This is a genomic window from Magnetospirillum sp. (assembly GCA_027532905.1).
Classification (GTDB): domain Bacteria; phylum Pseudomonadota; class Alphaproteobacteria; order CACIAM-22H2; family CACIAM-22H2; genus Tagaea.
Genome location: JAPZUA010000004.1, coordinates 255,100 through 281,490, shown reverse-complemented (window position 1 = coordinate 281,490; position 26,391 = coordinate 255,100). Strand labels below are relative to the sequence as shown.

24 protein-coding genes are annotated in these 26,391 nt (G+C 64.2%); 17 read left to right on the top strand and 7 right to left on the bottom strand.

What is annotated here, in order from left to right; all coding sequences use genetic code 11:
- The first annotated feature begins 2 nt into the window (after positions 1-2).
- The 5 genes from atpA (at position 3) to O9320_15180 (ending at position 5,463) form a co-directional block, all read left to right on the top strand.
- Positions 3-1,535: a F0F1 ATP synthase subunit alpha gene (gene atpA / locus O9320_15200; GenBank protein ID MCZ8312191.1), complete on the top strand. Its 1,533-nt coding sequence runs from the start codon at positions 3-5 to the stop codon at positions 1,533-1,535.
- A 25-nt stretch (positions 1,536-1,560) separates the two neighbouring features.
- Positions 1,561-2,436: a F0F1 ATP synthase subunit gamma gene (locus tag O9320_15195; protein MCZ8312190.1), complete on the top strand. Its 876-nt coding sequence runs from the start codon at positions 1,561-1,563 to the stop codon at positions 2,434-2,436.
- Positions 2,437-2,455: 19 nt separating this feature from the next.
- Positions 2,456-3,880: a F0F1 ATP synthase subunit beta gene (atpD, locus tag O9320_15190; protein MCZ8312189.1), complete on the top strand. Its 1,425-nt coding sequence runs from the start codon at positions 2,456-2,458 to the stop codon at positions 3,878-3,880.
- A gap of 22 nt (positions 3,881-3,902) precedes the next feature.
- Positions 3,903-4,301, top strand: a complete 399-nt coding sequence (gene atpC / locus O9320_15185) for an ATP synthase F1 subunit epsilon (protein ID MCZ8312188.1) — start codon at positions 3,903-3,905, stop codon at positions 4,299-4,301.
- Between the two features lie 130 nt (positions 4,302-4,431).
- The gene (locus tag O9320_15180; protein MCZ8312187.1) at positions 4,432-5,463 is read left to right on the top strand and encodes a methyl-accepting chemotaxis protein; all 1,032 of its coding nucleotides are present in this window, start codon (positions 4,432-4,434) and stop codon (positions 5,461-5,463) included.
- A gap of 32 nt (positions 5,464-5,495) precedes the next feature.
- On the opposite strand, the gene O9320_15175 is transcribed toward O9320_15180, so the two are convergent.
- Positions 5,496-7,463 carry an ATP-binding protein gene (locus O9320_15175; protein ID MCZ8312186.1) on the bottom strand — a complete coding sequence of 656 codons (1,968 nt, stop codon included), beginning with the start codon at positions 7,461-7,463 and terminating at the stop codon, positions 5,496-5,498.
- 126 nt (positions 7,464-7,589) lie between these two features.
- Between O9320_15175 and O9320_15170 the strand changes: the two genes are divergently transcribed.
- On the top strand, positions 7,590-8,123 hold the full coding sequence (locus tag O9320_15170; GenBank protein ID MCZ8312185.1) for a DNA-deoxyinosine glycosylase: 534 nt from the start codon (positions 7,590-7,592) through the stop codon (positions 8,121-8,123).
- Here O9320_15170 and O9320_15165 read toward each other — a convergent pair.
- Entirely contained in the window at positions 8,120-9,355 is a 1,236-nt protein-coding gene (locus tag O9320_15165; GenBank protein ID MCZ8312184.1) for a UbiH/UbiF/VisC/COQ6 family ubiquinone biosynthesis hydroxylase, read from the bottom strand. The genes O9320_15170 and O9320_15165 overlap by 4 nt on opposite strands.
- Positions 9,356-9,533: 178 nt before the next feature.
- Between O9320_15165 and glnK the strand changes: the two genes are divergently transcribed.
- Both glnK and O9320_15155 read left to right on the top strand, forming a co-directional pair.
- Complete coding sequence (gene glnK, locus O9320_15160; protein ID MCZ8312183.1) at positions 9,534-9,872, top strand: P-II family nitrogen regulator; 339 nt, start codon at positions 9,534-9,536, stop codon at positions 9,870-9,872.
- 313 nt (positions 9,873-10,185) lie between these two features.
- Positions 10,186-11,484, top strand: coding sequence for an ammonium transporter (locus O9320_15155; protein MCZ8312182.1), 1,299 nt, complete (start codon positions 10,186-10,188; stop codon positions 11,482-11,484).
- A 67-nt stretch (positions 11,485-11,551) separates the two neighbouring features.
- On the opposite strand, the gene O9320_15150 is transcribed toward O9320_15155, so the two are convergent.
- Together O9320_15150 and O9320_15145 are read right to left on the bottom strand one after the other, a co-directional pair.
- The gene (locus O9320_15150) at positions 11,552-13,333 is read right to left on the bottom strand and encodes an ABC transporter transmembrane domain-containing protein (GenBank protein ID MCZ8312181.1); all 1,782 of its coding nucleotides are present in this window, start codon (positions 13,331-13,333) and stop codon (positions 11,552-11,554) included.
- 1 nt (position 13,334) lies between these two features.
- On the bottom strand, positions 13,335-14,477 hold the full coding sequence (locus O9320_15145) for a glycosyltransferase family 4 protein (protein MCZ8312180.1): 1,143 nt from the start codon (positions 14,475-14,477) through the stop codon (positions 13,335-13,337).
- Positions 14,478-14,825: 348 nt separating this feature from the next.
- Between O9320_15145 and O9320_15140 the strand changes: the two genes are divergently transcribed.
- The 5 genes from O9320_15140 to O9320_15120 all read left to right on the top strand — a co-directional run bounded on the left by O9320_15140 (position 14,826) and on the right by O9320_15120 (position 21,493).
- Positions 14,826-16,034 carry an aminotransferase class I/II-fold pyridoxal phosphate-dependent enzyme gene (locus tag O9320_15140; protein ID MCZ8312179.1) on the top strand — a complete coding sequence of 403 codons (1,209 nt, stop codon included), beginning with the start codon at positions 14,826-14,828 and terminating at the stop codon, positions 16,032-16,034.
- 12 nt (positions 16,035-16,046) lie between these two features.
- Positions 16,047-18,473: a DNA translocase FtsK 4TM domain-containing protein gene (locus O9320_15135; GenBank protein MCZ8312178.1), complete on the top strand. Its 2,427-nt coding sequence runs from the start codon at positions 16,047-16,049 to the stop codon at positions 18,471-18,473.
- 99 nt (positions 18,474-18,572) lie between these two features.
- Positions 18,573-19,547, top strand: a complete 975-nt coding sequence (locus tag O9320_15130; protein MCZ8312177.1) for a tripartite tricarboxylate transporter substrate binding protein — start codon at positions 18,573-18,575, stop codon at positions 19,545-19,547.
- Positions 19,548-19,997 carry a tripartite tricarboxylate transporter TctB family protein gene (locus tag O9320_15125; GenBank protein MCZ8312176.1) on the top strand — a complete coding sequence of 150 codons (450 nt, stop codon included), beginning with the start codon at positions 19,548-19,550 and terminating at the stop codon, positions 19,995-19,997.
- Complete coding sequence (locus tag O9320_15120) at positions 19,994-21,493, top strand: tripartite tricarboxylate transporter permease (GenBank protein ID MCZ8312175.1); 1,500 nt, start codon at positions 19,994-19,996, stop codon at positions 21,491-21,493. The genes O9320_15125 and O9320_15120 overlap by 4 nt, the downstream gene beginning before the upstream one ends.
- Positions 21,494-21,499: 6 nt before the next feature.
- On the opposite strand, the gene O9320_15115 is transcribed toward O9320_15120, so the two are convergent.
- Positions 21,500-21,949, bottom strand: coding sequence for an ATPase inhibitor subunit zeta (locus O9320_15115; GenBank protein ID MCZ8312174.1), 450 nt, complete (start codon positions 21,947-21,949; stop codon positions 21,500-21,502).
- Between O9320_15115 and O9320_15110 the strand changes: the two genes are divergently transcribed.
- The gene (locus tag O9320_15110; GenBank protein MCZ8312173.1) at positions 21,948-22,247 is read left to right on the top strand and encodes a hypothetical protein; all 300 of its coding nucleotides are present in this window, start codon (positions 21,948-21,950) and stop codon (positions 22,245-22,247) included. The genes O9320_15115 and O9320_15110 overlap by 2 nt on opposite strands.
- A 259-nt stretch (positions 22,248-22,506) precedes the next feature.
- On the top strand, positions 22,507-23,499 hold the full coding sequence (locus O9320_15105) for a TerC family protein (protein MCZ8312172.1): 993 nt from the start codon (positions 22,507-22,509) through the stop codon (positions 23,497-23,499).
- A gap of 70 nt (positions 23,500-23,569) precedes the next feature.
- Here O9320_15105 and O9320_15100 read toward each other — a convergent pair whose 3' ends face one another.
- Positions 23,570-23,965: a hypothetical protein gene (locus O9320_15100; GenBank protein ID MCZ8312171.1), complete on the bottom strand. Its 396-nt coding sequence runs from the start codon at positions 23,963-23,965 to the stop codon at positions 23,570-23,572.
- A gap of 122 nt (positions 23,966-24,087) precedes the next feature.
- Here O9320_15100 and O9320_15095 point away from each other — a divergent pair, with 122 nt between their 5' ends.
- Both O9320_15095 and O9320_15090 read left to right on the top strand, forming a co-directional pair.
- A complete protein-coding gene (locus O9320_15095; GenBank protein ID MCZ8312170.1) occupies positions 24,088-24,831 on the top strand; it encodes a gamma-glutamyl-gamma-aminobutyrate hydrolase family protein in 744 nt (247 codons plus the stop codon).
- Between the two features lie 288 nt (positions 24,832-25,119).
- Positions 25,120-25,908 (top strand): exodeoxyribonuclease III, encoded by a 789-nt coding sequence (locus O9320_15090; GenBank protein MCZ8312169.1) that lies wholly within the window; start codon positions 25,120-25,122, stop codon positions 25,906-25,908.
- On the opposite strand, the gene O9320_15085 is transcribed toward O9320_15090, so the two are convergent.
- Positions 25,905-26,390, bottom strand: a complete 486-nt coding sequence (locus O9320_15085) for a hypothetical protein (GenBank protein MCZ8312168.1) — start codon at positions 26,388-26,390, stop codon at positions 25,905-25,907. The genes O9320_15090 and O9320_15085 overlap by 4 nt on opposite strands.
- Between the last annotated feature and the right edge of the window lies 1 nt (position 26,391).

The window sequence follows — 26,391 nt, the reverse complement described above, 5'->3', positions numbered from 1 at the left end:
CGATGGGCATTAGTGCGGCCGAAATTTCCGCGATCCTCAAGGACCAGATCGCCAAGTTCGATGTGTCGGCCGAAATGGCCGAAGTGGGCCAGGTCATCTCCGTCGGCGACGGCATTGCGCGCGTCTACGGGCTCGACAACGTCCAGGCCGGCGAAATGGTCGAGTTTCCGGGCGGCATCAAGGGCATGGCGCTGAACCTCGAAACCGACAATGTCGGTATCGTGATTTTCGGTGACGACCGCGACATCAAGGAAGGCGACGTCGTCAAGCGCACGGGCGCCATCGTCGAAGTGCCGGTCGGCAAGGCGCTGCTCGGCCGCGTCGTGGACGGTCTCGGCAATCCGATCGACGGCAAGGGCCCGCTCACGGGTGCCAAGCTGACGCGCGTCGAAGTGAAGGCACCGGGCATCATCGCGCGTAAGTCGGTGCACGAGCCGATGCAGACGGGCCTCAAGGCGATCGACGCGCTCGTGCCGGTCGGCCGCGGCCAGCGCGAGCTTATCATCGGCGACCGCCAGACCGGCAAGACCGCCGTGGCGATCGATACGTTCCTGAACCAAAAGACGATCAACGCCGGCAACGACGAATCGAAGAAGCTCTATTGCATCTATGTGTGCATCGGGCAGAAGCGTTCGACCGTCGCGCGCATCGTGAAGACGCTCGAAGACTATGGCGCGCTCGACTACACGATCGTCGTCGCCGCGACCGCGTCGGACCCGGCTCCCCTGCAGTTCCTCGCGCCCTACACGGGCTGTGCGATGGGCGAGTTCTTCCGCGACAACGGCATGCATGCCGTCATCGTGTACGACGACTTGTCGAAGCAGGCCGTGTCTTACCGCCAGATGTCGCTGCTTCTGCGCCGCCCGCCGGGCCGCGAAGCGTATCCGGGCGACGTGTTCTACCTGCATTCGCGCCTGCTCGAGCGCGCGGCCAAGATGTCGGACGACATGAAGGCGGGTTCGCTTACGGCTCTGCCGATCATCGAAACCCAGGCGGGCGACGTGTCGGCCTACATTCCGACCAACGTGATCTCGATCACCGACGGCCAGATCTTCCTTGAAACCGACTTGTTCTATAAGGGCATTCGTCCTGCCATCAACGTCGGCCTGTCGGTGAGCCGCGTTGGCTCTGCCGCCCAGATCAAGGCGATGAAGCAGGTCGCCGGCAAGATCAAGCTCGAGCTCGCCCAGTATCGCGAAATGGCGGCGTTCGCGCAGTTCGCCTCCGACCTCGACGCGTCGACGCAGAAGCTGCTCGCGCGCGGTGCGCGCCTGACCGAGCTTCTGAAGCAGGCGCAATACTCGCCGATGCCGGTCGAAGAGCAGGTCGTTTCGATCTTCGCGGGCGTCAACGGCTATCTCGACGGGATCGAGGTCAAGAACGTGGGCAAGTTCGAAGCCCAGTTCATGTCCGCGATCAAGGCCAAGCACGCCGACATTCTCGACGCCGTGCGCACCGACCGCGAGATCAAGCCCGAGACGGACAAGAAGCTCCGCGGCGTGCTCGAAGCTTTCGCCAAGACGTTCGCCGCCTGATCCGACAGGGCTAGAAGAGCAAGCAATGGCCACTCTCAAAGCACTTCGGATGCGGATCGCGTCGGTCAAGTCGACGCAGAAGATCACGTCCGCCATGAAGATGGTGGCGGCAGCCAAGCTGCGCCGCGCGCAGGAGCAGGCCGAAGCCGCCCGCCCTTACGCGCTGCGCATGGGCCGCATGCTGGGCTCGCTCGCGGCCTCGATGACGGCGGGGGCGGGTGCGCCCAAGCTGCTCGCAGGTACGGGTGCGGACAAGGTGCATCTGCTTGTCGTCGCCACGTCCGACCGCGGCCTGTGCGGCGGCTTCAACTCGACGATCGTGCGCCTCGTGCGCAGCGACATCCGCAAGCTCCAGGCCGAAGGCAAGACCGTGAAGCTGCTGTGCGTGGGCCGCAAGGGCCGCGAACAGCTGCGCCGCGACTACGCCAATCTGATCGTCGGTTCGATCGACGAGCTCAACCGCAAGCGCCTCTCCTTCGCCGACGCCACGCGCGTGTCCGACAAGGTGCTGGCGATGTTCGACGCGGGCGAATTCGACGTGTGCGCCTTCTACTATGCGCGCTTCAAGTCGGCGATTTCGCAGATACCAACGCGCCTGCAGCTCGTTCCCTTCGTGCCCAGCGAAGCGCCCGCCAACGACACGGGCGCATCCTACGAATACGAGCCCGAAGAAGGCGAAATCCTCGAAGCCCTGCTGCCGCGCAATCTCGCGGTCCAGGTCTATGGGGGCTTGCTCGAAAACGGCGCATCCGAACAGGGTGCGCGCATGTCGGCGATGGACAGCGCCACGCGCAACGCCGGCGACATGATCAAGAAACTCACGCTCAACTACAACCGCTCGCGCCAAGCCTCGATCACGAAGGAATTGATCGAGATCATCTCCGGCGCCGAAGCCGTCTGATTCACCAGGAGCAGCAACAATGGCGAACAACAATGTCGGCCGCATCGTCCAGATCACGGGTGCCGTCGTCGACGTGCGCTTCGACGGGGAACTCCCCAAGATTCTGAACGCGCTCGTCGTGCAGAACCAGGGCAAGAAGCTGGTTCTCGAAGTGGCCCAGCATCTCGGCGAACAGACCGTCCGCACGATCGCGATGGACACAACCGACGGCCTCGTGCGCGGCAACGAAGCCGTCGACACCGGCAACGCCATCGCGATGCCCGTTGGCCCCGAAACGCTCGGGCGCATCATCAACGTGATCGGCGAGCCGATCGACGAGCGCGGCCCCATCGGCAACAAGCGCACGCTGCCGATCCACCGCCAGGCGCCAGCCTTCATCGACCAGTCGACGGAAGCCGAAATTCTTGTCACGGGCATCAAGGTCATCGACCTGCTCGCCCCCTACGCCAAGGGCGGCAAGATCGGCCTGTTCGGCGGTGCGGGCGTGGGCAAGACCGTGACGATCATGGAACTCATCAACAACGTCGCCAAGGCGCATGGCGGCGTGTCGGTGTTCGCGGGCGTGGGCGAGCGCACGCGCGAAGGCAACGACCTCTACCACGAAATGATGGAATCGGGCGTCATCAAGACCGACGGTCCGGGCTCGAAAGTGGCCCTCGTGTACGGCCAGATGAACGAGCCGCCGGGTGCGCGTGCGCGCGTCGCCCTGTCGGGCCTCACGGTCGCGGAATACTTCCGCGACGAAGAAGGCCAGGACGTGCTGTTCTTCGTCGACAACATCTTCCGCTTCACGCAGGCAGGTGCGGAAGTGTCGGCCCTCCTCGGCCGCATCCCGTCGGCCGTCGGCTACCAGCCGACGCTGTCGACGGACATGGGTGCTCTGCAAGAGCGCATCACCTCGACAAAGAAGGGCTCGATCACCTCGGTGCAGGCCATCTACGTGCCCGCCGACGACTTGACCGACCCGGCCCCCGCCACCTCGTTCTCGCACTTGGACGCCACGACCGTGCTGTCGCGCCAGATCGCCGAACTCGGGATTTTCCCGGCCGTCGACCCGCTCGACTCGACCTCGCGCATGCTCGATCCGCGCGTCATCGGCGAAGAGCACTACCAGGTCGCCCGCGACGTGCAGAAGGTGCTGCAGAGCTACAAGTCGCTGCAGGACATCATCGCCATTCTGGGCATGGACGAATTGTCGGAAGAAGACAAACTCGTCGTGGCGCGCGCGCGCAAGATCCAGCGCTTCCTGTCGCAGCCCTTCCACGTGGCCGAAGTCTTCACCGGCACGCCGGGCGTGCTCGTTAAGCTCGAAGACACGATCAAGGGCTTCAAGGAAATCGTCCAGGGCAACTGCGACGACATGCCGGAAGCGGCCTTCTACATGGTCGGCACGATCGACGAAGCCCGCGCTAAGGCGCGCAAGATGGCCGCGGAAGCGGCCTAACCGGAAGAGGCGTCGCCGTCCCATGGCCGACAAGACGAAGTTCGAACTGGTCGCACCCGAACGCCTGCTCGCGTCGCTTGACGTCGACATGGTCGTGGTTCCGGGCACGGAAGGCGATTTCGGCGTGATGGCGGGCCATGCGCCCGTCATCTCGACCTTGCGTATTGGCACCATCGACGTGTGGAATGGCGGGGCCATCACCGACCGCATCTTCGTGGCCGGCGGTTTTGCCGAGGCTTCGGCCGAGCGCGTGACGGTGCTGGCCGACGAAGCCACGCGCATCGCCGACATCGACAAGACGGCGGTGGGCAAGGAAATCGAAGGCCTGCGCGCCAAGCTCGGGGCGGCCACCGACGACGGCGAACGCCGCGGCATTGCCGCGCGCATCGAGATCGCAACCGCGAAACTCGCCGCAGCCTAAACCGCGACAGCGTTTTTTTCCGAGGCCGCCGTCGACGGCGTTGCTGTCGGCAGAATGGCGCGCGACTTGCTTGCGGTTGTGCACCCGTGTTTTCATTTTCGTTACACGTGGACTCTTGCGAGGAAGGGTTATGGCCGAACCGGAACGCATCGTTATGCTGTCGCAGAATGTGGGACAGATTGCCGCCGCGAAGATCGGCGAAATCAACAAGATCACCGGGAGCGTCAAAATCCTTGCGCTCAACGCAATGATCGAGGCGGCGCGCGCAGGCGAAGCCGGGCGCGGTTTTGCGGTCGTCGCAAACGAGGTCAAAGAGGTTTCCGAAGCCGTCGCGCGCATTTCGCAGGCGCTGTCGCGCGATTTGGCGGCCGCGACCGACGAGCTGGTGACGCTCGGCTCGCGCATGGTCGCCAATATGCGCGGCCAGCGCCTGGCCGATCTGTCGCTTGCAATGATCGACGTGATCGACCGCAATCTCTACGAACGCTCGTGCGACGTGCGCTGGTGGGCGACCGACACTGCTTTGGTTGCCGCTCTCGAAACGGCAACGCCCGATGCGGCGGCGTTCGCCAGCCGACGCCTCGGCGTCATTCTCGACGCCTACACGGTCTATCTCGATCTGTGGGTGGCGGATGCGCAAGGCAATGTCGTGGCGTCGGGGCGCCCGGGGCGCTTCCGTGCCGTCGGCACCAACGTCGCGGGCGAGAGCTGGTTCCGCCAGGCGATGGCCACGCACAGCGGCAACGACTATGCGGCCCTCGACGTGGCGCGCAACGCCATGCTCGACCGGCGCGCCGTTGCGACCTACGCGACCGCCGTCCGCGCGAACGGCCGGGCCGACGGCAAGAGCCTGGGGGCCATCGGCATTTTCTTCGACTGGGAGCCGCAGGCCAAAGCGGTCGTCGACGGCGTGCGCGTGGCGCCCGAAGAGCGTGCGCGCACGCGCTGCCTGCTGGTCGATTCGCGCGGCCGTATCATTGCGGCGTCGGACGGCCGCGGCGTGCTCGACGAAACCTTCGAGCTGAAGACCGAAGGAAAACAAAGCGGCGCCTATCAGATGCCGGACGGAACGATGGTCGGCTTCGCGCTGACGCCCGGCTACGAGACTTACAAGGGCCTTGGCTGGTACGGCGTCGTTCTACAGGCGCCGCACGCCGAATAGGGGCGGCGCCGAACGGCCGGCCGTGGTTCACGCTAGTCCGCGGCGTTTGCCGCGTGGCGGCTGCCGAGCTCGAGGGCGGCGCGCAGATCGCCCATCTTGATCGGTTTGGTGATGACCGCATCCATGCCGGCGGCGAGATATTCGGCGCGCTCGGTATCCATCGCATGCGCCGTCAGCGCCACGATCGGTATGCGCGCTTTGGCGCCGGTGGCCGCCCGGATATGGCGCGTGGCGGTCACACCGTCCACCTCCGGCATCTGGATGTCCATCAGGATCAAATCGAAATCGTGCTGGCGCCACAGCACCAGCGCTTCAGCCCCATCGGCCGCGAACGTGACCGTGTGGCCGAGGCTTGCGAGCAGATATTTGATGACCGTGCGGTTCACCTCGTTGTCTTCGGCCGCCAACACGTCGAGCTTCGGTCCCGCTGCCGGACCTGCGAGCAGATCAGTCGTGGCGGCCGGCACATCGAATTGCACCTCGGCCGTGGGCTGGCGTATCGGATCGACCGGCAGGCGCAGCGTGAAGGTGGAGCCCTGCCCTTGCGTCGAGGCGACATCGATGTCGCCGCCCATCGTTCGCGCAAGCTGGCGCGCGATCGCAAGCCCGAGGCCCGAACCGCCGTATCGGCGCGTGAGCGAGCCGTCGGCCTGGCTGAAGCGGTTGAACAGCGACGGCAGCATTTCGGCCGGGATGCCGATGCCGGTATCGGCGACGGCGATCGCGAGATCGAAGCGCCCGTTCTCGGCCGGCTTTGCGTCGACCGCGATCGCGACGGCACCATGGTCGGTGAATTTCACCGCATTGCCGAGCAGATTAAGCAGAATCTGACGCAGGCGCGCTGGATCCGTGCGCACCTGCGCTGGCAGGTCGGGCGCAAAGGTCGCGGTAACGCCGATGTTTTTGCCGGCCGCGGCCCCGCTCATCAGCGCCACGAGCTGGTCGACGATCTGGCGCACGTCGCAGGCGGTGGATTCAACGCGCATAGCGCCCGCCTCGAGCTTCGAATAGTCGAGCACGTCGTTGACTACGGCGAGCAGAATGTCGGCCGACCGGCTGACGATTTCGACATAGCGCTTCTGTGCGGCGTCGAGTGGCGTCTTGGCGAGAAGATCGATCATCGCCACCACGCCGTTCATCGGCGTGCGGATCTCGTGGCTCATCGTTGCCAGGAACGAGGATTTGGCCTGGCTTGCCGCTTCGGCTTGCGATTTGGCGTGGCCGAGTTCGGCCAGCAGCGTTTCCTTGCTGCGATTGGCGGCGACGAGTTCCTGCTGCTCTTGGCCCAGTCGTTCGGCAATGGCGCGGCGCTGCTCGGCAAGTGCGGCAAGTTCGGCCGTTTGGCGGCGCTGCACGCGGTCGGCGCGCCACACGAGGATGCACAAGGCACCGTAGAGAACGAGCAGGATCGGCGTCAGAGCTGCTCCAAGAACCAGCAGCCGCATGCGCGATTCGGCGACGACTTCGGTCTGGTCGGCGTAGAATTCGAGCACGCCTTCGATCGTGCCGTCGGCTGCCCGGATCGGCACGTAGGTGCCGAGGATGTAGACGTTCCGGCGCGGCCCGTCATAGCCGTTCATCTGTTCGCGAAAGGCGAGGGCGCTGCCGACGATGCCGCGGCGCGCGTCTTCGTAAGGCGGCTGGGCGGTCTTGTCCTGGCCGATTTCCGCGAACTCGGACGAGTAGATCGCTCGCCCGCGCAGATCGTAGAGCTTGACCTTGACGAGATCGGTGCCGGCCAGAAAGCCGCGAAGGAAGCCGTCGATCGTGCGCGTCTGCGGCCGCGTGCGCAGCGTTTCGGCACTCGCATCGGCTTGGCCGAGCACGTCGCCACGGATCTGCGGCCACACGGAATTGGTGAAGGCTTGGGCGACGACTTCTGCCGAATGCGTGCCCGCGCGCACGACGGCCGATTCGGCAAAGCGATTTGCCGCGAGCACGATCGCGCCGAGTGCGAGAGCGATCAAGACGAAGGCGATTGCCGCGAAGCGCCGAACCATCGAACGAGCCTGTTTTCGCAAGTGGCGTAAAACAACGTTTTTCTATCGTCTTTTGGCGCGAGCGCCTATTGCTTTGTCCTGGAATCGCAGTGCGAGCAAAATGCGCAGGTTTCTGAAGGAAAATCGATGCCGCAAAAAATGCGTTCGCCGGCACCGCTTTCGACCGGCTTTGCGCCATTGGCGCAGGGCGACGCGCGCCTGCTGATCTTGGGAACGCTGCCGGGCCAAGCCTCGCTTGCCGCCCAGTGCTATTATGCGCATCCCCACAATGCGTTCTGGCCCATTCTAGCGGCCCAATTGGGGTTCGATGCGACCGCACCTTACGCGTCGCGCGTTGCCGCACTTTTTGCGGCGCGTATCGCCGTCTGGGACGTGTGCGGTGCAGCGACGCGCGCCGGCAGTCTCGACAGCGCGCTTGTACGCCGGTCGATCCGGCCCAACGATTTTGCCGGGTTTTTCGCAAACCATCGCTTCATCGCCCGCGTGGCCTTCAACGGGGCGACGGCCGCTTCTCTCTATCGCCGTCTTGTCGTGCCGGACTTGCCGCCCGAATGGGCCGGCTTGGCGCAGATCTGTTTGCCGTCCACGAGTCCGGCACATGCGCGGATCGCGCGCGCCGAAAAGCAGCGTCTTTGGGCGGCAGCTCTTGCTGCGACTTAAAGTGCTTCGCCGCGCATCAGCCGCGGCAATTTGCCGAGAATGCCCATCGCATCGCGCATGAAGACGCGCTTGAGCGGCCCGATCCGATCGACGAGTGCAAGCCCCAGCCCGCGCGCGAGCTTGAGCGGGGCGATGTCGTTCGAGAACAGCCGCAACAGCCCGTCGGTCACGACCGAGAGGCCGACCGTGTCCACGCCGCGCCAGCGCGCATAGCGATCGAGCGTATCCGCCGCCCCGAAATCGAGGCCGAGCCGGTTGGCATCGGCGAGGATTTCGGCAAGGGCGGCGACGTCGCGCAAACCGAGATTGAGACCCTGGCCCGCGATCGGATGGATGCCGTGGAGTGCATCGCCCGCAAGGGCGAGGCGCGGTGCCGTCGCGCGCTCGGCCTGCACGAAGGTCAAAGGATAGCGCCAGCGCTGGGCAACGGGGGCGAGCGCGCCCAAGCCCCAGCCGAAGCGTTCGCGGATTTCGTCGGCGAATTCGTCGTCCGGCAGGCCGATCAGATGGTCGGCGAGTTCGGCGCGCTCGGTCCACACGATTGAACTGCGATGGCTGCCGTCCGGGCCGTCGGGCAGGGGCAGCATGGCAAACGGACCGCTCGGCAAAAACCGCTCATGCGCAATGCCGTCATGCGGGCGCTCGTGGCGGATCGCGCAGACGATGGCCGCTTGCGCATAGTCCCAGCGCAGGGCGCGAATGCCGGCCCCTTTGCGCAAGGGCGAGGGCCGGCCGTCGCACGCCACGACGAGTCGGGCGGCGATGCGGCTGCCGTCGTCGAGCGTCAAGGTTGCTTGGGTGGCGTCGTTTGCCGTTGCGGTTGCGCGGGCGGGCGCGCGCAGATCGACCCCAGTATCGCGCAAGGCGGCATAGAGTGCGCGCCGCGTGAAACGATTTTCGACGATGTAGCCGAACGGGTCGGATCCGAGCTCGCGATGGTCGTAGTGCAAAAACAGCGACGAATCGCCGTCCGACACGCGGATGTCGCGGATCGGCTCGGCGTGGGGGGCGATCAGCTTCCATACGCCGATGCCCTGCAGCACGCGCGCCGAGCCGGTCGCGATCGCGGCGGCCCGGCCGTCGAATTCGTCGCGCGCCAGCTTGGCTGGTTCGTCGGCATCGACCAGGACCACGCGCAAGCCTGCACGGTCGAGGGCGATCGCAAGCGTGAGGCCGACGAGGCCGCCGCCGACGATCGCGACGTCGCAGTCTGTCTGGGAATTCGGCACCATGCTTCAAACCTAGGGCACGGCGGTGCAGCGGTCCAGATTGGCTTTTCGGCCGCATCGGGCGATTCTTGTTGCCCTGTCCTTCCGCAGTGCGGCATGCTTCGCGCGCGGCATGTTTCTTGAAAAGAAAGCCCTGTTTTGGGCGCTTTGTCGCGCGTCGTTCAGTCGGAGGGTACGGGTCATGAAGATGGTGATGGCGATTATCAAGCCGTTCAAACTCGACGAAGTGCGCGAGGCGCTCACGGCCCTCGGCGTGCAGGGGCTGACCGTGACCGAGGTCAAGGGTTTCGGGCGCCAAAAGGGGCAGACCGAGATCTATCGCGGCGCCGAATATTCGGTGAATTTCCTGCCCAAAGTGAAAATCGAAGTCGCGGTCGCTGATCCGCTCGTCGAACGCGTCGTCGAGGCGATCCAAAAGGCTGCAAACACCGGCAAGATCGGCGACGGCAAGATCTTCGTGCTCGATGTGAGCCATGCGGTGCGCATCCGCACCGGCGAAACCAACGTCGAAGCGCTTTAAGACAATCGCCTAAATTTTGATCATCTATTTGGCCTAAAAAAGCGGCGGCTCTATCGGGAGCTGCCGCTGCCGCCAAGCTTTGCGGCCCAATCAACTTCGTGAAACCCTCGAAAAATGTAGCTGAATCAATCTATTTTGCACCGCAGCATAGGTCGGCGCGTGTGGCACGATTTTTGACTATTACGAAACGATCCAGCGGGCCCCCGGTCCGTCGGCGTAAACATCCCGGCATCGTGCTGGGGCAGCCAGGAGACGACGAAAAATGAGCAAAATCGATAAGCTGGCGCGCATCGGGGCGCTTGCAACCGTCGCGATGCTGGGCGCTGTAGCCCCCGCTTTCGCGGATGATGCGCCGAAGGTCGATACCGGCGACGCGGCGTGGATGCTCACATCCACGGCCCTCGTGCTGATGATGACCATTCCGGGCCTGGCGCTCTTCTATGCCGGCATGGTGCGCAAGAAGAACGTGCTTGCGACCATGATGCAGTCCTTTGCGATCACGGCCCTCGTCACGGTGCTGTGGATGGTCGTGGGCTATTCGCTCGCTTTCGGCGAAGGCAATGCCTATGTCGGCGACTTCTCGCGCTTCTTCCTCGCCAACATGGCGTGGGATACGCCCTTCACGCTGGGCTCGGGCGACAGCGCCATCGCCTTCACGATCCCGGAACCCATCTTCATGATGTTCCAGATGACCTTCGCGATCATCACGCCGGCGCTCATCTGCGGTGCGTTCGCCGACCGCATGAAGTTCTCGGCGATGCTGTGGTTTGTGGGTCTGTGGTCGGTGTTGATCTATTCGCCGATCGCGCATTGGGTCTGGCATCCGAACGGCTTCATCTTCGTGATGGGTGCCCTCGACTTCGCGGGCGGCACGGTCGTGCACATCAGTGCCGGCATTGCGGGCCTCGTTGCGGCCCTGGTGCTCGGCAAGCGCAAGGGCTACGGCACCGAGAATTTCTCGCCCTACAACCTCGTGCTGGCCGTGATCGGCGCCTCGCTGCTGTGGGTGGGCTGGTTCGGCTTCAACGCCGGTTCGGCCGGTGCCGCCGGCGCGCGTGCGGGTATGGCGATGGCGGTCACGCAGATCGCCACGGCCGCTGCCGCACTCGCGTGGATGTTCGCCGAGTGGGCGACGCGCGGCAAGCCGTCGGTGCTCGGCATCATCTCGGGTGCGGTTGCGGGTCTCGTTGCGATCACGCCGGCCTCGGGCTTCGTGTTCCCGGGCGGTGCGCTTGCGATCGGCCTCGTGGCGGGCATCGTGTGCTTCTGGGCCTCGACGAGCCTCAAGCGCATGCTCGGCTACGACGACTCGCTCGACGTGTTCGGCGTGCATTGCGTGGGCGGTATCGTCGGCGCGCTGCTGACGGGCATCTTCGCCGTGGGCGTGCTCTCGGCTTCGGCCTCGACGCCGGACGGCTATAGCGGCCTGCTCGACGGCAACGCCGAACAGGTGATGCTGCAGTTCTACGCCGTGATCGCCACGCTGCTCTACTCGGGCATCGGTTCGTTCATCCTGCTCAAGGTCGTCGATCTCATCGTCGGCCTGCGGGTCTCGGAAGAAGCCGAACGCGACGGTCTCGACCTGTCGCTGCACGGCGAAAGCGTCCAGTAACGCCTGTCGCCCTTCAAGGGGACGGCAAACGCGCGGGCCGGGTTTTCGAACCCGGCCCGTTTTGTTTTCAGGCTTCCGAAGCGCCGCTTTCCGGGGCCTCTTTTTGCAGCGCATGCAGACGCGCATAGACGCCGCCCGCGACGGAAAGCTCGGCATGCGAACCGCTTTCCACCACCCGCCCGCCTTCGATCACGTAGATGATGTCGGCATCCACGATCGTCGACAGGCGATGGGCGACGACCACGGTCGTGCGTCCGCGCATCAATATGGCAAGCGATGCCTGCACCACGCGCTCGGATTCGTTGTCGAGCGCACTCGTGGCTTCGTCGAGCAGCAGAATGGGCGCATCTTTGAGAAAGGCGCGCGCGATCGCGATGCGCTGGCGCTGGCCGCCCGAAAGCTTGACGCCGCGGTCGCCGACGACCGTATCGAAACCTTCGGGCAGCGCTTCGATGAATTCGAGGGCACCCGCCGCACGTGCCGCATTGCGCAGCTGGGCGTCGTCGGCGTCTCGTTTGCCGTAGGCGATGTTGGCGCGGATCGTGTCGTGGAACAGGTTGGTCTCTTGCGTGACCAGCGCAATGTGGCTGCGCAGCGATTCGATGCGAATGTCGCGTATGTCGTATCCGTCGATGCGGATGCTGCCGCTGTCGATGTCGTAGAAGCGCGGCAGTAGATTGAGGATCGTCGTTTTGCCCCCGCCCGAGGGGCCGACGAGCGCCACGGTCTTGCCGGCGGGCACGAACAGATCGATGCCGTCGAGCGTGCGCCGCTGAGGGCCATAGCCGAAGCTGACATTCTGGAAGCGCAGTTCGCCGCGCACGCTCGGGAGCGCAACCGCCCCCGGCCGGTCGACGATCTGCGGCTGCATGTCTTCGAGCGCGAAGACGCGCGCGGCCGCCGCGAGCCCTTCCTGCAGGGCCGTGTTGAGATTGGCGAGGCTCTTGACCGGCTGGTAGGCCAAAAGCAGCGCGGTGATGAACGAAAAGAACGTTCCAGGCGTGGTCGCCCCCTCGATCACGCGAAAGCCGCCGTAGAAAATCACGAGGGCGATCGCAACCGAGCCCAGCGTTTCCATGATCGGCGAAGCGGCCGAGCGCGTGCGTGCACCCTTGTGCGTGAGCTCGAAAATGCGATCGGTCGCAAGCTTCGCTTTGGCGGTTTCGGCACCTTCCATGCCATAGGCTTTGACGTGGCGAATGCCCTGGATGGCTTCGTCGATCAGCGACACGAATCCGCCGAGTTCGCCCTGCATCGATGTCGAGACTTTGCGCATGCGCTTGCCAAGGCGCACGATCGGCAGGATCGCGATCGGGAAAACGACGAACGCGACGAGCGCCATCTGCCAATCTTGGTAGAACATCAGCGCCACCAGAAACACGACGGTGAGCGTGTCCTTGGTGATGCCGGTGATCGCCTGGGTGATCGCTTGGCGCATGAGGCCCACATCGTGCGACAGGCGCATGGTGAGCTTCGAGGCCGAGTTGTCGTTGAAGAAGGCAAGATCGGCGCGCACGGTCTGGGCAAACAGCTTGAGCTGCAGATCGGCGATGATGCGCTGCCCGACATGGTTGAGCAGCACGCCTTGCCCGTAGCTCGACAGGCCCTTGACCAAGGCCGCCAGTACCACGGCGGCTGGAATGAGATAGAGCATCGCCGTATTGCGCTCGACGAACACCTTGTCGAGTACGGGCTCCATCATCCAGGCATTGAAGGCGGTGGCCGCCGCCGTCAGCGCCATGCAGATCGCGGCCAAGGCGAGGCGCCGCCAATGCTTGCGCACATGGCGATCCAGCAGACGCCCGACAAGCGCTTTGGTCGATTGGTCGGCGAGTAGCGGAAAGGCCATGTTACCTCGTACGGGGTGCTGTTTGGGTGGCGTCGGCGCGTCGGAGTGCGGCTTCGATCGCCTCGGCGAATTGGGCGGCACCGTAGCGCTGGCTTGCCCATTGTTTGGCCGCTGCACCCAGGCCTGCCGCATATTGCGGGCTTGCGATCAGATGTTCGATCGCTTCGGCGAGCGCGGCAGCGTCGCCCGGCGGATAGAGAATGCCAGTGCGGCCGCTTTCGATAAGTTCGGGAATGCCGCCGGCGTTGGTCGCCACGATTGGCACGCCCGAGCGCATCGCCTCGATCGTGATGCGGCCCAGCCCCTCGCAGCGCGAGGTGATCAGGATTGCATTGGCCTTTTGCAAGCGCGCCCCCACGCCGTCGACATGGCCGTGGAAATGCACCTGCTCATTGAGGCCCAACGTATCGGCGCGCGCGCGCAGCCGTGCCGAATAGCCGCGCCCGCCGGTGCCGAACAGATGCAGATGCACATTGCGCGTATGCAGCCGCCCCATTGCGTCGATCGCGTCCATCTGGCCTTTCTGCGGATTGAGCGAGCCCGCCAGCACGAGATGGAACGCGCCTGCCGGCTTGAAGGCCGGCGCATCGGCGGCCGAGGGCAGGTCTTTGATGTGGTAGTCGATCAGCACTTGTTTGTGCGGCCCGATATAGGGCGCCCATTTGGCGCCGATCGCCTTGGAAGGAACAAGGGCCAGCACGCTGCGCTGGTCCATGAGCCAGCCCGTCAGCTTCCAGCCGAAATCGAAAGCGAGCTGATGGTCTTCCCAAACGAATTCCTGCAGCCACCACACATGCCGGATGCCGAGATGGGCGGCGGCCATGCTGCCCAGCCCGATCGTCGCGGAATTGGACAGCACGAGATCGGGGGCGATCGCGCGCACGGCATTGACGACCGCCGGCACCGCCTGCCAATTGTCCCACATATTGCGAAAACGCCGCCGTCCCTTGGTCGAGGTCCAAAGCGGCAAGGGCAGCGCCTTCCACGGCACGCCGCGCTGGGTGAGGGCTGCCGACAGGCTGCCCGGCTGCGGGACTAGAGCGGCGAACGAAAAATCCTTTCCGGCCAGCGCATCGATCGTTTCGAGGATAGGGGTCGTGGCCCCGCCCGTATCGCCGTCATGCACGATGAACAGAATTTTCATGCCGGTCTTTTCCCACAAATTGTCGCCGATTTCCCGACAATCCTGACCCCCTAGAATTAGTGCCTTGCGACGTTGCACAAATAATCGGCAAAACCGTCCGATTTCAAGCCGTTGCCACGATTTGTTCTATTTATGTTTCGGACTACCCATGCGAATCGGGGCGACTCGGGTATTTCGTGGGGAACATCGAATTGAGCCGCTAGGCGGAGTAGGTCGCGGTCTCTTAATCTTGTACTTTAAGAGTGGTCGGGTTATTGTTGTTTCATCTTTGTACCTGCGCATTTGCGGGCGCGGGTATCCGGCTTTTTGCGCAAAATCTTGTAGGTTCCCTCGAATCACTGGTTAGCAATGCTGAACGAACGGCTGGATCAACTCAACGACTACCCCTTTACGCGCCTGGCGGGCCTGATTGCCGATGTGAACCCGCGTGCCAACGAAGCACCGCTGGCGATGTCGATCGGCGACCCGCAGCACCAGCCGCCGGCCTTTGCCGCCGAAATCGTCGCCCAGCATGCCGACAGGTGGAATACCTATCCTTCGCAACCCGGCATCCCGGAGCTGCGCGAGGCGATCGGGTCCTGGCTCGAGCGGCGCTACAAGCTTGCCTCCCAGACGATCGACCGGGCGGCACAGGTGACCTCGATCGCCGGTGCGCGCGAGGGTTTATTCGTTGTCGCACTCATGGCCGTGGGCCGCCACAAAAGCGGCAAAACGCCTGCCGCCTTGATGCCCAATCCGCTTTATCAAGTCTATTACGGCGCTGCCGTGATGGCGGGGGCCGAGCCCGTCTATCTGCCGGCCACGCGCGAAACGGGCTTCCTGCCCGATCTCGACGCGATCCCGGGCGACACGCTCGCACGCACGGCAATCTTCTATCTGTGCTCGCCAAGCAATCCCGAAGGCGCGGTTGCTTCCAAGGCCTATATCGAAAAGGCCATCGGCCTCGCACGCCAATACGATTTTCTGCTCGTCATGGACGAGTGCTACAGCGAGCTCTATTACGGCGACTCGGCCCCTGTGGGCGGCGTGGAAGCGGCCTACGCGCTGGGCCGCGGGCCCAAGGGCCACGCGCTCGACAATGTAATGTGCTTCCACACGCTCTCGAAGCGCAGCTCGGCAGCCGGCATGCGCTCGGGCTTTGCCGTGGGCACGCCTTCCGACATTGCCACGCTCAATCGCGTGCGCAGCTATTCGTGCGCCGCAACGCCCGTACCCATGCAGCTTGCGTCGGCCGCCTTGTGGCGCGATGAAGCGCACGTGGTCGAAAACCGCGCGCGCTACAAAGCCAAATTCGATGCGGCCGCCCGCCTGCTCGGCGGCCACAAAGGCTTCACGGCACCGCAAGCCGGCATGTTCTTGTGGATCGAAGTCGGCGATGGCGAGGCCACGACGCGCCGTTTGTGGAGCGAGGCGGCGATCAAAGTGCTGCCCGGCCGCTACATCGCCAAAAACGAACCCGACGGGCGCAATATCGGCGCCCCCTTCATTCGCATTGCCCTCGTGCACGATCTCGACACGGTCGAGCGTGCCTTGAGCCGCATTGCGACTTTGCTCTAGAGGAACCCAGCCATGGCGATCGCGTCGCGCATTTCCACAGGCCTCTTCCCCGAAGGTGCGGGCGCATTCGTGCGCAAGCGCCTCGCCGAAATCGCAGGCTTTGCCTTGCTCGTCGCCGGCGCTTTGCTCGCGGCCGCAATGGCGACCTATACGCCCGGCGATCCGAGCTTGAGCAACGCCAACGATCTGCGGCCCGCCAATCTGCTCGGGCTCCCAGGCGCGATCGCCGCCGACCTGATGCTGCAGACTTTGGGCATTGCGGCGGCTTTGCTGCCGGTGTCGCTGGCCGCGTGGGGGTGGCGCTTGATGCGCGCGCGCAATCTGCCGCTCTGGTGGCTGCGCATTGCGTTGCTACCGGCCTGCGTGCTGCTGGCCGCGATGGCGCTGTCCACGTGGGGTGCGCCGGCGGGCTGGCAGCATCCGCTCGATCTGGGATTGGGCGGTGTCGTCGGGCGCCTGTTCCTGGCGGCGATGCTCGATCTCGGGGCCGATTTCGGCCGCGGTGCGGACATGCTGGCCGTGATGGCCGCCGGCGTTGCGATGCTGGCCTTCGTGTTCGTGCTCGCCATCACGTGGGGCGAATATCGCACGGCCGCGATCGCCAGTGCGTGGGTCGCGCGCATGGCCGCGAAAACAACGGCTGCATTCTACATTGCGACGACGGCCCTGGTGGCCAAGTTGCGCCGTGGCGATCCCGCCAAAGCGCGCGCGCGCGAAAAAGAAGAGCTCAAACGCGACCGTTTCGAGCCCTCGCTCGACGGCAGCCCGGATCCGGAACCGGAACTGGCGCCGGTTGCTCCTGAAAAGCCGCGCCCCACGCCGGCCGAACTCGTCGAGCGCGCGGTGGTTCTTGAGAAGGCAAAGCCCGAGACCAAGAAAAAGCCCAAACAAGCCAATCTCGATCTCGCCGTGCAGGGCGAATACCAAGCGCCGTCGATCGATCTTTTGGCCAAGCCCAAAGCGGTCAAGCTGATCGCGATCGACGAAAGCGCTTTGGCGCAGAATGCGCGCTTGCTCGAAGGCGTCCTCGACGACTACGGCGTCAAAGGCCAAATTGTAAAAGTGCGGCCGGGTCCGGTCGTGACACTCTACGAACTCGAGCCCGCTCCCGGTACGAAGGCTGCGCGCGTTGTGGGCCTTGCCGACGACATTGCGCGCTCGATGTCGGCCCTTGCCGTGCGCGTGGCGGTCGTGCCGGGGCGCAACGTGATCGGCATCGAACTGCCGAATGCCGAGCGCCAGACCGTGTTCTTGCGCGATCTGCTCGAGCAGACCTTCGAAGACAAGCAGCCGGGCTTGAGCCTCGTGCTTGGCCGCGACATCGGCGGCGGGCCGATCATCGTCGATCTCGCGCGCATGCCGCATTTGCTGATTGCGGGCACCACGGGCTCGGGCAAGTCGGTCGCGATCAACACGATGATCCTGTCGCTGCTCTACAAAATGTCGCCGGCCGAATGCCGCTTCATCATGATCGATCCCAAGATGATCGAACTCTCGGTCTATGACGGCATTCCGCATCTGCTGTCGCCGGTCGTGACCGATCCCAAGAAGGCGGTCGTCGCCCTCAAATGGACCGTGCGCGAGATGGAAACGCGCTACCGTGCCATGTCGAAGCTCGGCGTGCGCAACATTGCGGGCTACAATCAGCGCTTGGCCGACGCCAAGAAAAACGGCGAATCGCTCACGCGCAAAGTGCAGACAGGCTTCGACGAGGCGGGCAAGCCCGTGTTCGAAGACCAGCCGCTCGACACCACGCCCTTGCCCTTCATCGTTGTGGTCGTCGACGAAATGGCCGATCTCATGCTGGTCGCGGGCAAAGAGGTCGAATGGGCCGTGCAGCGTTTGGCACAGATGGCGCGCGCGGCCGGCATCCATATTCTGATGGCGACCCAGCGCCCGTCGGTCGACGTCATCACCGGCACCATCAAAGCAAACTTCCCGACGCGCATCTCGTTCCAGGTCACCAGCAAGATCGACAGCCGCACGATCCTGGGCGAGCAGGGGGCCGAGCAGCTCCTGGGCCAAGGCGACATGCTCTACATGGCCGGCGGCGGTCGCATCACGCGTGTGCACGGGCCGTTCGTGTCCGACCGCGAGGTTGAACACGTGGTGCAGCATCTGAAGGCGCAGGGCGAGCCTGCCTATATCGAAGAAGTGACCGAAGACGCCGAGGGCGACATGGCGGCGGCCTTGGGCGAAGGCGGGGCCGGCGGGGGCGAAGGCGGGGAGGGCAGCGGCGACGCGCTCTACGACCAAGCGATCGCCCTTGTGGCGCGCGAGCGCAAATGCTCGACGAGCTTTATCCAGCGCCATCTGCAGATCGGCTACAACCGGGCGGCTCGCATCGTCGAGCGCATGGAGGCGGACGGCGTGGTCAGTGCCGCCAACCATGTCGGCAAGCGCGAAGTTCTCGCCCCCAAGGGCGAATATGCCGGGTGACGGCTGCGCGACCTTTCGCCTAAACTAGCTGCATAAAGGCCCAGCAGGCGAATCAACGCCTTTGCGGACCTGTCAGTCTTTTCGAGGAGAACGCCCCCTATGGAAATGTCGCGTCGTCATGCGTTGGCCGTCGCTGCGGTCGCCGCTTTGTTGCCTGCCGCCGCTTTTGCGCAAAGCTTCCCGAACCGGCCGATCCGGTTCGTTGTGCCTTTCCCGCCGGGCGGCTCGCTCGACGTGTCGGCGCGTGCGGTTGCCGATCGCATGACCGTTCTGCTGGGCCAGCCGGTCGTGGTCGAGAACCGGCCCGGTGCCGGCGGCAATGTCGGCGCCGATCTCGTGGCGAAGTCCGCACCGGACGGCTACACGATGGTGATGGGTGCGCTGTCGACGCATGCGGTCAATCCGCATCTTTATGCGCGCATGCCGTTCGATCCGCTGAAAGACCTCGCACCGATTACGCAGATCGGCGACGTGCCGAACATTCTGATCGTCGGTCCGTCGGTCAAAGCCGCAAACGTACAGGAGCTCGCGCGCGACATTCGCGCCAACCCCAAAGCCTTCAATTACGGCTCGGGCGGCAACGGCAGCGGCGGGCATCTTGCGGGCGCCTTGTTCGCCGATCGCATCGGCGTGCCGATCGAACACATCCCGTATCAGGGCGGCGCTCCGCAATTGAACGCGCTGCTGTCGGGCGAAACGCAATTCACGTTCGACAATCTCGCCAACGCCTTCCCGCAGATCGAAGCGGGCCGCGTGCGTGCACTCGCCGTCACCACGCCGCAGCGCAATTCGCAAGTGCCCAACGTGCCGACGATGGCCGAGGCCGGCATTCCGGGTTTCGACATCAGCACTTGGTTCGGCATCTTTGTGCCGGCGGGCGTGCCGGGCGATGTCGTAACCCGGCTTGCGGACGCCGCAATCGCCGCCCTCAAGGATCCGGCCACGGTCGAGCGCTTGGCCCGCCTTGCGGTGGTACCGGTCGGCAACAGTCCGGCCGAGTTCGGGCGCTTCGTTGCGGCCGAGAACGCCAAGTATCGCGAGATCGTCCGCTTGTCGGGTGCGCGGATCGATTGAGTGCTTGAACGCCTGAACCGCGCCGAAACGCTGGCGGGCCTGCTGTTCGCCGCGTTCGGTGCCGTCGCGATTTGGCTTGCCGCAGACTATCCCTACGGCACGCCGACGCGCATGGGTGCCGGCTTCGTTCCGACTGGTTTGGGCTGGGGGCTCGTCGCGTTGGGGGCTGCGATCGCGCTGGCGGGCTTTTTCGCGCGCGACGCCGATGCCGTCCCCCAGAGCGACGCGCGCCCGCTGCTGTTCTTGCTGCTCGGCGTCGCTGCTTTTGCGCTGCTGCTCGAGCGCGGTGGGCTCGTGGTCGCGATCGCTTCATGCGTGGCGGTCGCACGGCTCGCCGAGCGGCCCTATCGCTGGCGCGAAGTTGTCTTGCTTGCCGGCGGGCTCGCAACGGCGGGCGCGCTCATATTCGTGATCGGTTTGGGCTTGCCGATCCCGCTGGTTCCGCGATGAGCGAATTGTTCGATCCGCTGCTGCTCGGCTTTTCGGTCGCCCTCACGCCCGTCAATCTCTTCTGGTGTCTGCTCGGCGCGCTGCTGGGCACATTGATCGGCGTGCTGCCCGGTATTGGACCGGTCGCCACGATCGCGATGCTGCTACCGATCACGTTCCAGCTCGAGCCGGTTGGTGCGCTCATCATGCTCGCCGGCATCTATTACGGTGCGCAGTATGGCGGCTCGACGACGGCGATCCTCGTCAACATGCCGGGCGAATCTTCGTCGGTCGTCACGTGTCTCGACGGATTCGCGATGGCGCGGCGCGGGCGCGCGGGCGCTGCCCTTGCGGTTTCAGCCCTGGCATCGTTTTTTGCGGGCACGGTCGCAACCTTGATCGTCGCGGTCGCAAGCCCGGCGATGGTCAAATTCGCGATGCTGTTCGGCGCTGCCGAGTATTTCTCGCTGATGGCGTTCGGGCTTGTGGCTGCGATCGTGCTGGCGCACGGCTCGGTCGCCAAAGCGATCGCGATGACGGTGCTGGGCCTGCTGCTGGGCCTGTGCGGCACGGACGTCAATTCCGGTACCCAGCGTTTCACCTTCGGCATTCCCGAATTGTCCGACGGCATTGGTTTTGTGCCGTTGGCGATGGGGCTATTCGCGATCGCGGAAATCGCCGTGCAGCTCGAAAAACATTTTGTGCGCGACGCGATGGCCAAGATGGGCAGCCTTTGGCCGACGCGCGAGGAAGCCCGCGAAGCCTTCCCGGCCGTGCTGCGCGGCACGGCCGTGGGCTCGGTCTTGGGCGTGCTGCCGGGCGGGGGTGCTTTGCTCGCTGCCTTTGCCGCCTACACGCTCGAAAAGCGTCTCGCCAAAGATCCCGCGCGTTTCGGCAAAGGAGCCGTGGCCGGCGTGGCGGCGCCTGAGTCCGCCAACAATGCCGGTGCGCAGACCTCGTTCATCCCGATGCTGGCCCTCGGCATTCCGCCCAATGCCGTGATGGCGCTGATGATCGGGGCGATGGCGATCCACGGCATTGTGCCGGGCCCGCAAGTGATGACGCGCGAGCCTGGCTTGTTCTGGGGCCTTGTTGCCAGCATGTGGGTCGGCAATCTGATGCTGGTCGTGATCAATCTGCCGCTCGTCGGCATTTGGGTGCGGCTGCTGCGGGTCCCCTATCGGCTGCTCTATCCAGCGATCCTCGTGTTCTGCTGCATCGGCGTCTATGCGCTGAACAACTCGGTGTTCGAAGTGTATCTCACACTCGGTTTCGGCGTGCTCGGGTATCTGTTCGTGAAACTCGGCTGCGAGCCCGCACCGCTGCTGCTCGGCTTCATTCTGGGGCCGATGATGGAAGAAAATCTGCGCCGGGCGATGCGCCTTTCGCGCGGCGATCCGGCGATCTTCATCGAGCGTCCGATCAGTGCGGCTTTGCTTGCAATGGCGGTCGTGCTCTTGATCGCGGTGCTGGCGCCTTCGCTGCGTCGTTTGCGCGAAAAAGCGTTCGCGGAGTAGGCGCGTTCAGCCGCCCAGGCGCCGGATTTGAAGTCGGATCGCGGCTGCGTCGAGCGCCACGCCATGCTCGGCAAAATCAGCGGCGATTTTCGCGACCACATCTTCGCTGCCCGGCAGCGCATAATCCGCTGTCACCACTTCCTGCACATAGGCGGCGAGCCACGGTTCGCTGTAGCCGAGCTGTCGGCCTGCCCACAATGCCAAACGTTGGTTGCGCATCGCGACACGCGCGCAGGTGAATTCGCCGCTATCGACCATGACGTAACGATGCAGGGCGATTTCGGCTTTCTTAGGGCGCCATTGTGAAAACTCCGAGTCGGCAGCGCCCCAAATCAACAGGCGTAAGCCGTTGAATCTATATTGCCTTTCGCACTTGCGCCAAGTGCTGACGACGCCCAAATGGGGATGGCTGTTGCCGTCATGCGGACGGACCGGCATTGGAAAAAGGGCCGCCATGTTCGCCGATTTGATTGCCTGGATTTTCGCGATTTTCTTTGTGGAACCGTTCGAGGCTGCCACGCGCGAAAAGCTTGCCGCCGCACGTGCGCCGCAGGAAATCGTGCGCCAGATCGGCGATTGTGCGCGGCGTGGCGGGCCGATTCTGGCGGAAAAGGGCCTCGCCGATCCTGGTTGGATCGTCACCACGGTTGCGCGGATTTGGGTCGGAACGGCAAACATCGAGACCGTCCTGGCCGATCTCGACCCGAATTGCGCCCAGGCTGTCCAGGCGGCACGGCCCTATTTGCAGCAATAGCAAAATGCGGCAGCCAAATGGCGGCCGTCGCCCTTTTTTTGCCTAAATCAGGGTCTGTGCCTCTTGCATTGCGGCAGGATCAACCCTACTTGTTGCGCTGCAACAGTCCGGGCTCCTCTGGCGGCGCGTTTTCCGGTCTCTTCTTTTGTCCCGATGGGGAGGAGAGTTCCGTTGGCGCCGTGATGTCGGACTTCCATGGGACATAGTGGAACGAGTTCGCGCCGCCCGGGATACCCGGCGGCCGCGGTGCCTTTTGAGGATGGAGCAAATGGATTTTCTGGTCGCAAACGAATTTTTGGGCAAGCCCGTGTGGATGTGGGTGGGCTTCCTGTCCATCGTCGTCGCATTGCTGGTGTTCGACCTTGGCGTGCTGCACAAGGAAAACAAAGAGATCGAAGTCGCCGAGAGCTTGAAGCTGTCGGGCTTCTATTTCGCGCTCGCCATGGCGTTCGGCGGCTGGGTGTGGTGGTACATGGGCCAGCAGTCGGCCCTTGAATACTACACGGGCTTCTTCGTCGAATGGTCGCTGTCGCTCGACAACGTCTTCGCTATTTCGATGATTTTCACCTATTTCGCGGTCCCCCGCAAATACCAGCACCGCGTGCTGTTCTGGGGCATCATCGGCGTGATCTTCATGCGCGGCACGATGATTGCGCTCGGGGCTGCCCTCGTCTCGGAATTCAGCTGGGTGCTCTACATCTTCGGCGCGTTCCTCGTCTTCACGGGCGTGAAGATGCTGATCATGGCCGACAAGGAAGAAAACATCGGCGAAAACCCCGTGCTGAACTTCCTCAAGAAGCGCATGCGCGTGACCGAAGAGCTGCACGGCCAGGATTTCTTCGTGCAGAAGCCCGATCCCGTTACGGGCAAGATGGTTCGTTGGGCCACGCCGCTGTTCTTGTGCTTGATGCTGGTCGAAGCGGTCGACCTGATTTTCGCGGTCGACTCGGTGCCTGCGATCTTCGCGATCACGACCGACCCATTCATCGTGTACACGTCGAACATCTTCGCGATCCTGGGTCTGCGCTCGCTTTACTTCGCGCTCGCCGCGATGATCCACCGCTTCCGCTATCTCAAATACGCGCTGGCGGGCGTGCTCGTGTTCATCGGCTGCAAAATCTTCCTGGTCGGCATCATCGGCAAGTTCCCGGCTTGGCTGTCGCTGTCGGTGACCGTGACGATGATCACCTCGGGCATCCTCTACTCGCTCTACAAGACGCGCGGCGACGCAGAAGCCGCCCACGCCAAGTAACGGCGAATTGAGACGGCAAGGGCCGACAAGGGATATTCCCCCTTGTCGGCCCTTTTCTTTTTGGCGCCCCTTACGAACGCTGCGGCGTCGTGCGGTCGATGATCTTGAAATGCTTGCGCGCCATCGCGACGATTTCGCCGTCGCTCGGATGGTCGCTCGCCGTCGTCTCGACGATGCGTTTGGCGAGATCCGGATTGTGGTCGGCAAGATATTTGCCGAACACGGTCTTCGCCGACCCTGGGCCGGTCACGAGGATTTCCTGGGCGTCCGCCAAGGCGGTTGCCACGCTTGCGTAGTATTTGGGGTCCTCGGCGGCGTGGCCTGCACCCACGGCTCCTGCTTTGTGGTGCAGATGTGCATCCGCATGCGCGGATTTGACGTTCTTGGCTTCGAAAACATGCGCGTCGAAATGGAAGATCTTCGCGTGCGCATGGTCGAGCCAAACGGCCGCATGGAAGTGGTTCATGGATCGATACCCCCTTTTTCAATCGAGAAGCCCAATCTACCAGTCCGGGCAGGGGCGGCACTTTGCGCAGGATCAATCGGCCTTTTTGCGCGAATCCGGGCGGTATGCTAGCGGTTGGACCCATGAAGAAACCGCCCGTCATCGGCATCAGTGCATGCCTGCAGCAGGGGCCGCGTGGCCTGCAGCACATCGTGCGTGCGCAATATGTCGAAGCTGTGGTCGCGGGCATGGGTGCCGTTCCTGTACTGCTGCCGGCGATCGGCTCTGCCCAGAACATTGCCGCGATCCTGTCGCGCCTTGATGGGCTTGTGATGACCGGCAGCCCGTCCAACGTGGAGCCGGGCGAATATGGCGGCCGGTCGCGGCCCGGCACGCTGCATGATCCGGCGCGCGACGCCACCACCTTGCCGCTGCTGCGCGCGGCCGTGGCGCGTGGGCTGCCGGTGCTGGGCCTATGCCGCGGCCACCAGGAGCTGAACGTGGCACTGGGCGGCAGCCTGCACCAGCATGTCCAGGAACTGCCCGGCCGCATCGACCACCGCGCCCCGGAAAGCGACGACATGGATGCCCGCTACGCCCATCGCCATTGGGTCGATCTTGCACCCGGCGGCCTCCTGCAGCGGCTCAATGGCGACGACGGGCGGGCGTTTGTGAATTCGCTGCACGGCCAGGCGATCGACCGGTTGGCCGACGGATTGGCCGTCGAGGCCACGCACGAAGACGGAACGATCGAGGCCGTACGCTGGACCGGCGGCCCTGGTTTTGCCCTCGGCCTGCAATGGCACCCCGAATGGCACGTCAAAACCGACCCGTTTTCGGCCGCTATATTTGCTGAATTCGGCCGAATCGTCGAAAATGGTATTTAGATACCGCTTTTCGGTGTTTATTTCAGCGCGACCCTCTTGTTGAATTGAAGGAGCGGGGCCATTTGCAAGGAGTGACGATCCGCCCCCGGGTCGTCGTCTGGGCCGTCTCCCCTGGCGGCCCGACACGCTCCTTCCCCTAGGAGCCTGACGCCCGAATGGACCCCCTCCATTCGGGCGTCTCCCTTTTTGGACCCGTGTTTTTCGAATCTCGGCTATACGGGCCAGATGAGCCAAACGCCGTCCCCTTACGTCGAAACCGACCCGTTGCCGAAGCCCGCGCGCGGCGCTTTGCGGCTGGTCACCTGGAACATCAATTCGGTGCGCCTGCGCCTGCCGCTGGTCGCCAAGCTGGTGGCGCAAGTGCGGCCGGACATTCTGTGCCTGCAGGAAACCAAGTGCCCGGACGACCAGTTCCCGCATGACGGGCTCGCCGAGCTTGGTTTCACGCACCGTTATGCGCACGGTATGAAGAGCTACAACGGGGTTGCGATCCTGTCGCGCGTGCCGATTTCATCGCCTGCGCCCTTGCACCACTGCGGGCGCGAGGATTGCCGCCATGCTTCGGCCGAATTGCCGGGCGGCATCGCACTCCACAATGTCTATGTGCCGGCCGGCGGCGACGTGCCCGACCCGGTCGCCAACGACAAATTCAAGCATAAGCTCGATTTCGTCGCAGCCCAGACTGCCGTGTGGAAGAAACGCGGCCGCAAGGGATCGGCGATTCTTGTCGGCGATCTCAATATCGCGCCGTGCGAGACCGATGTTTGGAGCCACAAGCAGCTTCTCGATGTGGTGAGCCACACGCCGATCGAAGTCGCGGCGTTGGGCGGCATGCAGGCGGCGGGCGATTGGGTCGACGTGGCGCGTCTGCGCCATCCGGAGCCCGAACGGCTCTACACGTGGTGGAGCTACCGCAACAGCGACTGGCGCAAATCCGATCGCGGCCGCCGCCTCGACCATATTTGGGCTACACCCGACCTCGCGTCCAAGATCAAAGCCTTCCATATTCTGCGTGGCGCGCGCGACTGGACGCAGCCTTCCGACCACGTGCCCGTCGCGATCGATTTTGTTCCTTAACGCAGGCGGTAGAAAAAATAGCGCCCCGGATTGATGCCGACGGGCGGCGGCAACTCGGCGAGTGCTTCGCTCGGCATCGGCTGGTCGGCGACGACGAGTCCGTTCGGCGCCAGGATCGCGGGAAGATGGCGCGAGATGAAAGCGGCCAGGGCCGCGGTTTCGGCCGCGACGCCGGAGCCCGCGTCGGAATGGACGAGGGCGGTGCTGTGCGGAAATCTGTCGGCAAAGCTCGGCAGCGTGTCGCGAATGTCGCCCAGATGCAGCCGATCTTCCGGCGGCACGCAATCGGGATGGGCCGCGACGGCGCGGTCGAAGGCGTGGATCGCGCGCGCGGTCCCGAGCCGACTGCGCAGATGGTCGTAGGTACGCCCGTTGCCGAGCCCAAGTTCGAGTACGAGGCCGGGGCCGAGCTCGGCGCAGGCCCAGTCGAGGCCGATGCGCTGGGCCTGCAGGCGGCGAATGAAACTGTCGAGACGGCTCATC

Bases quoted from the DNA above. Each gene is read 5' to 3' on its own strand.
- O9320_15105 (MCZ8312172.1), top strand. From the start codon at position 22,507: ATGGAGCAAATGGATTTTCTGGTCGCAAACGAATTTTTGGGCAAGCCC.
- O9320_15165 (MCZ8312184.1), bottom strand. From the start codon at position 9,355: ATGGTGCCGAATTCCCAGACAGACTGCGACGTCGCGATCGTCGGCGGC.
- atpA (MCZ8312191.1), top strand. From the start codon at position 3: ATGGGCATTAGTGCGGCCGAAATTTCCGCGATCCTCAAGGACCAGATC.
- O9320_15155 (MCZ8312182.1), top strand. From the start codon at position 10,186: ATGCTGGGCGCTGTAGCCCCCGCTTTCGCGGATGATGCGCCGAAGGTC.
- atpD (MCZ8312189.1), top strand. From the start codon at position 2,456: ATGGCGAACAACAATGTCGGCCGCATCGTCCAGATCACGGGTGCCGTC.
- O9320_15195 (MCZ8312190.1), top strand. From the start codon at position 1,561: ATGGCCACTCTCAAAGCACTTCGGATGCGGATCGCGTCGGTCAAGTCG.
- O9320_15140 (MCZ8312179.1), top strand. From the start codon at position 14,826: ATGCTGAACGAACGGCTGGATCAACTCAACGACTACCCCTTTACGCGC.
- O9320_15170 (MCZ8312185.1), top strand. From the start codon at position 7,590: ATGCCGCAAAAAATGCGTTCGCCGGCACCGCTTTCGACCGGCTTTGCG.
- atpC (MCZ8312188.1), top strand. From the start codon at position 3,903: ATGGCCGACAAGACGAAGTTCGAACTGGTCGCACCCGAACGCCTGCTC.
- glnK (MCZ8312183.1), top strand. From the start codon at position 9,534: ATGAAGATGGTGATGGCGATTATCAAGCCGTTCAAACTCGACGAAGTG.
- O9320_15095 (MCZ8312170.1), top strand. From the start codon at position 24,088: ATGAAGAAACCGCCCGTCATCGGCATCAGTGCATGCCTGCAGCAGGGG.
- O9320_15135 (MCZ8312178.1), top strand. From the start codon at position 16,047: ATGGCGATCGCGTCGCGCATTTCCACAGGCCTCTTCCCCGAAGGTGCG.
- O9320_15145 (MCZ8312180.1), bottom strand. From the start codon at position 14,477: ATGAAAATTCTGTTCATCGTGCATGACGGCGATACGGGCGGGGCCACG.
- O9320_15175 (MCZ8312186.1), bottom strand. From the start codon at position 7,463: ATGGTTCGGCGCTTCGCGGCAATCGCCTTCGTCTTGATCGCTCTCGCA.
- O9320_15150 (MCZ8312181.1), bottom strand. From the start codon at position 13,333: ATGGCCTTTCCGCTACTCGCCGACCAATCGACCAAAGCGCTTGTCGGG.
- O9320_15130 (MCZ8312177.1), top strand. From the start codon at position 18,573: ATGGAAATGTCGCGTCGTCATGCGTTGGCCGTCGCTGCGGTCGCCGCT.
- O9320_15180 (MCZ8312187.1), top strand. From the start codon at position 4,432: ATGGCCGAACCGGAACGCATCGTTATGCTGTCGCAGAATGTGGGACAG.
- O9320_15115 (MCZ8312174.1), bottom strand. From the start codon at position 21,949: ATGGCGGCCCTTTTTCCAATGCCGGTCCGTCCGCATGACGGCAACAGC.
- O9320_15085 (MCZ8312168.1), bottom strand. From the start codon at position 26,390: ATGAGCCGTCTCGACAGTTTCATTCGCCGCCTGCAGGCCCAGCGCATC.
- O9320_15120 (MCZ8312175.1), top strand. From the start codon at position 19,994: ATGAGCGAATTGTTCGATCCGCTGCTGCTCGGCTTTTCGGTCGCCCTC.
- O9320_15100 (MCZ8312171.1), bottom strand. From the start codon at position 23,965: ATGAACCACTTCCATGCGGCCGTTTGGCTCGACCATGCGCACGCGAAG.
- O9320_15110 (MCZ8312173.1), top strand. From the start codon at position 21,948: ATGTTCGCCGATTTGATTGCCTGGATTTTCGCGATTTTCTTTGTGGAA.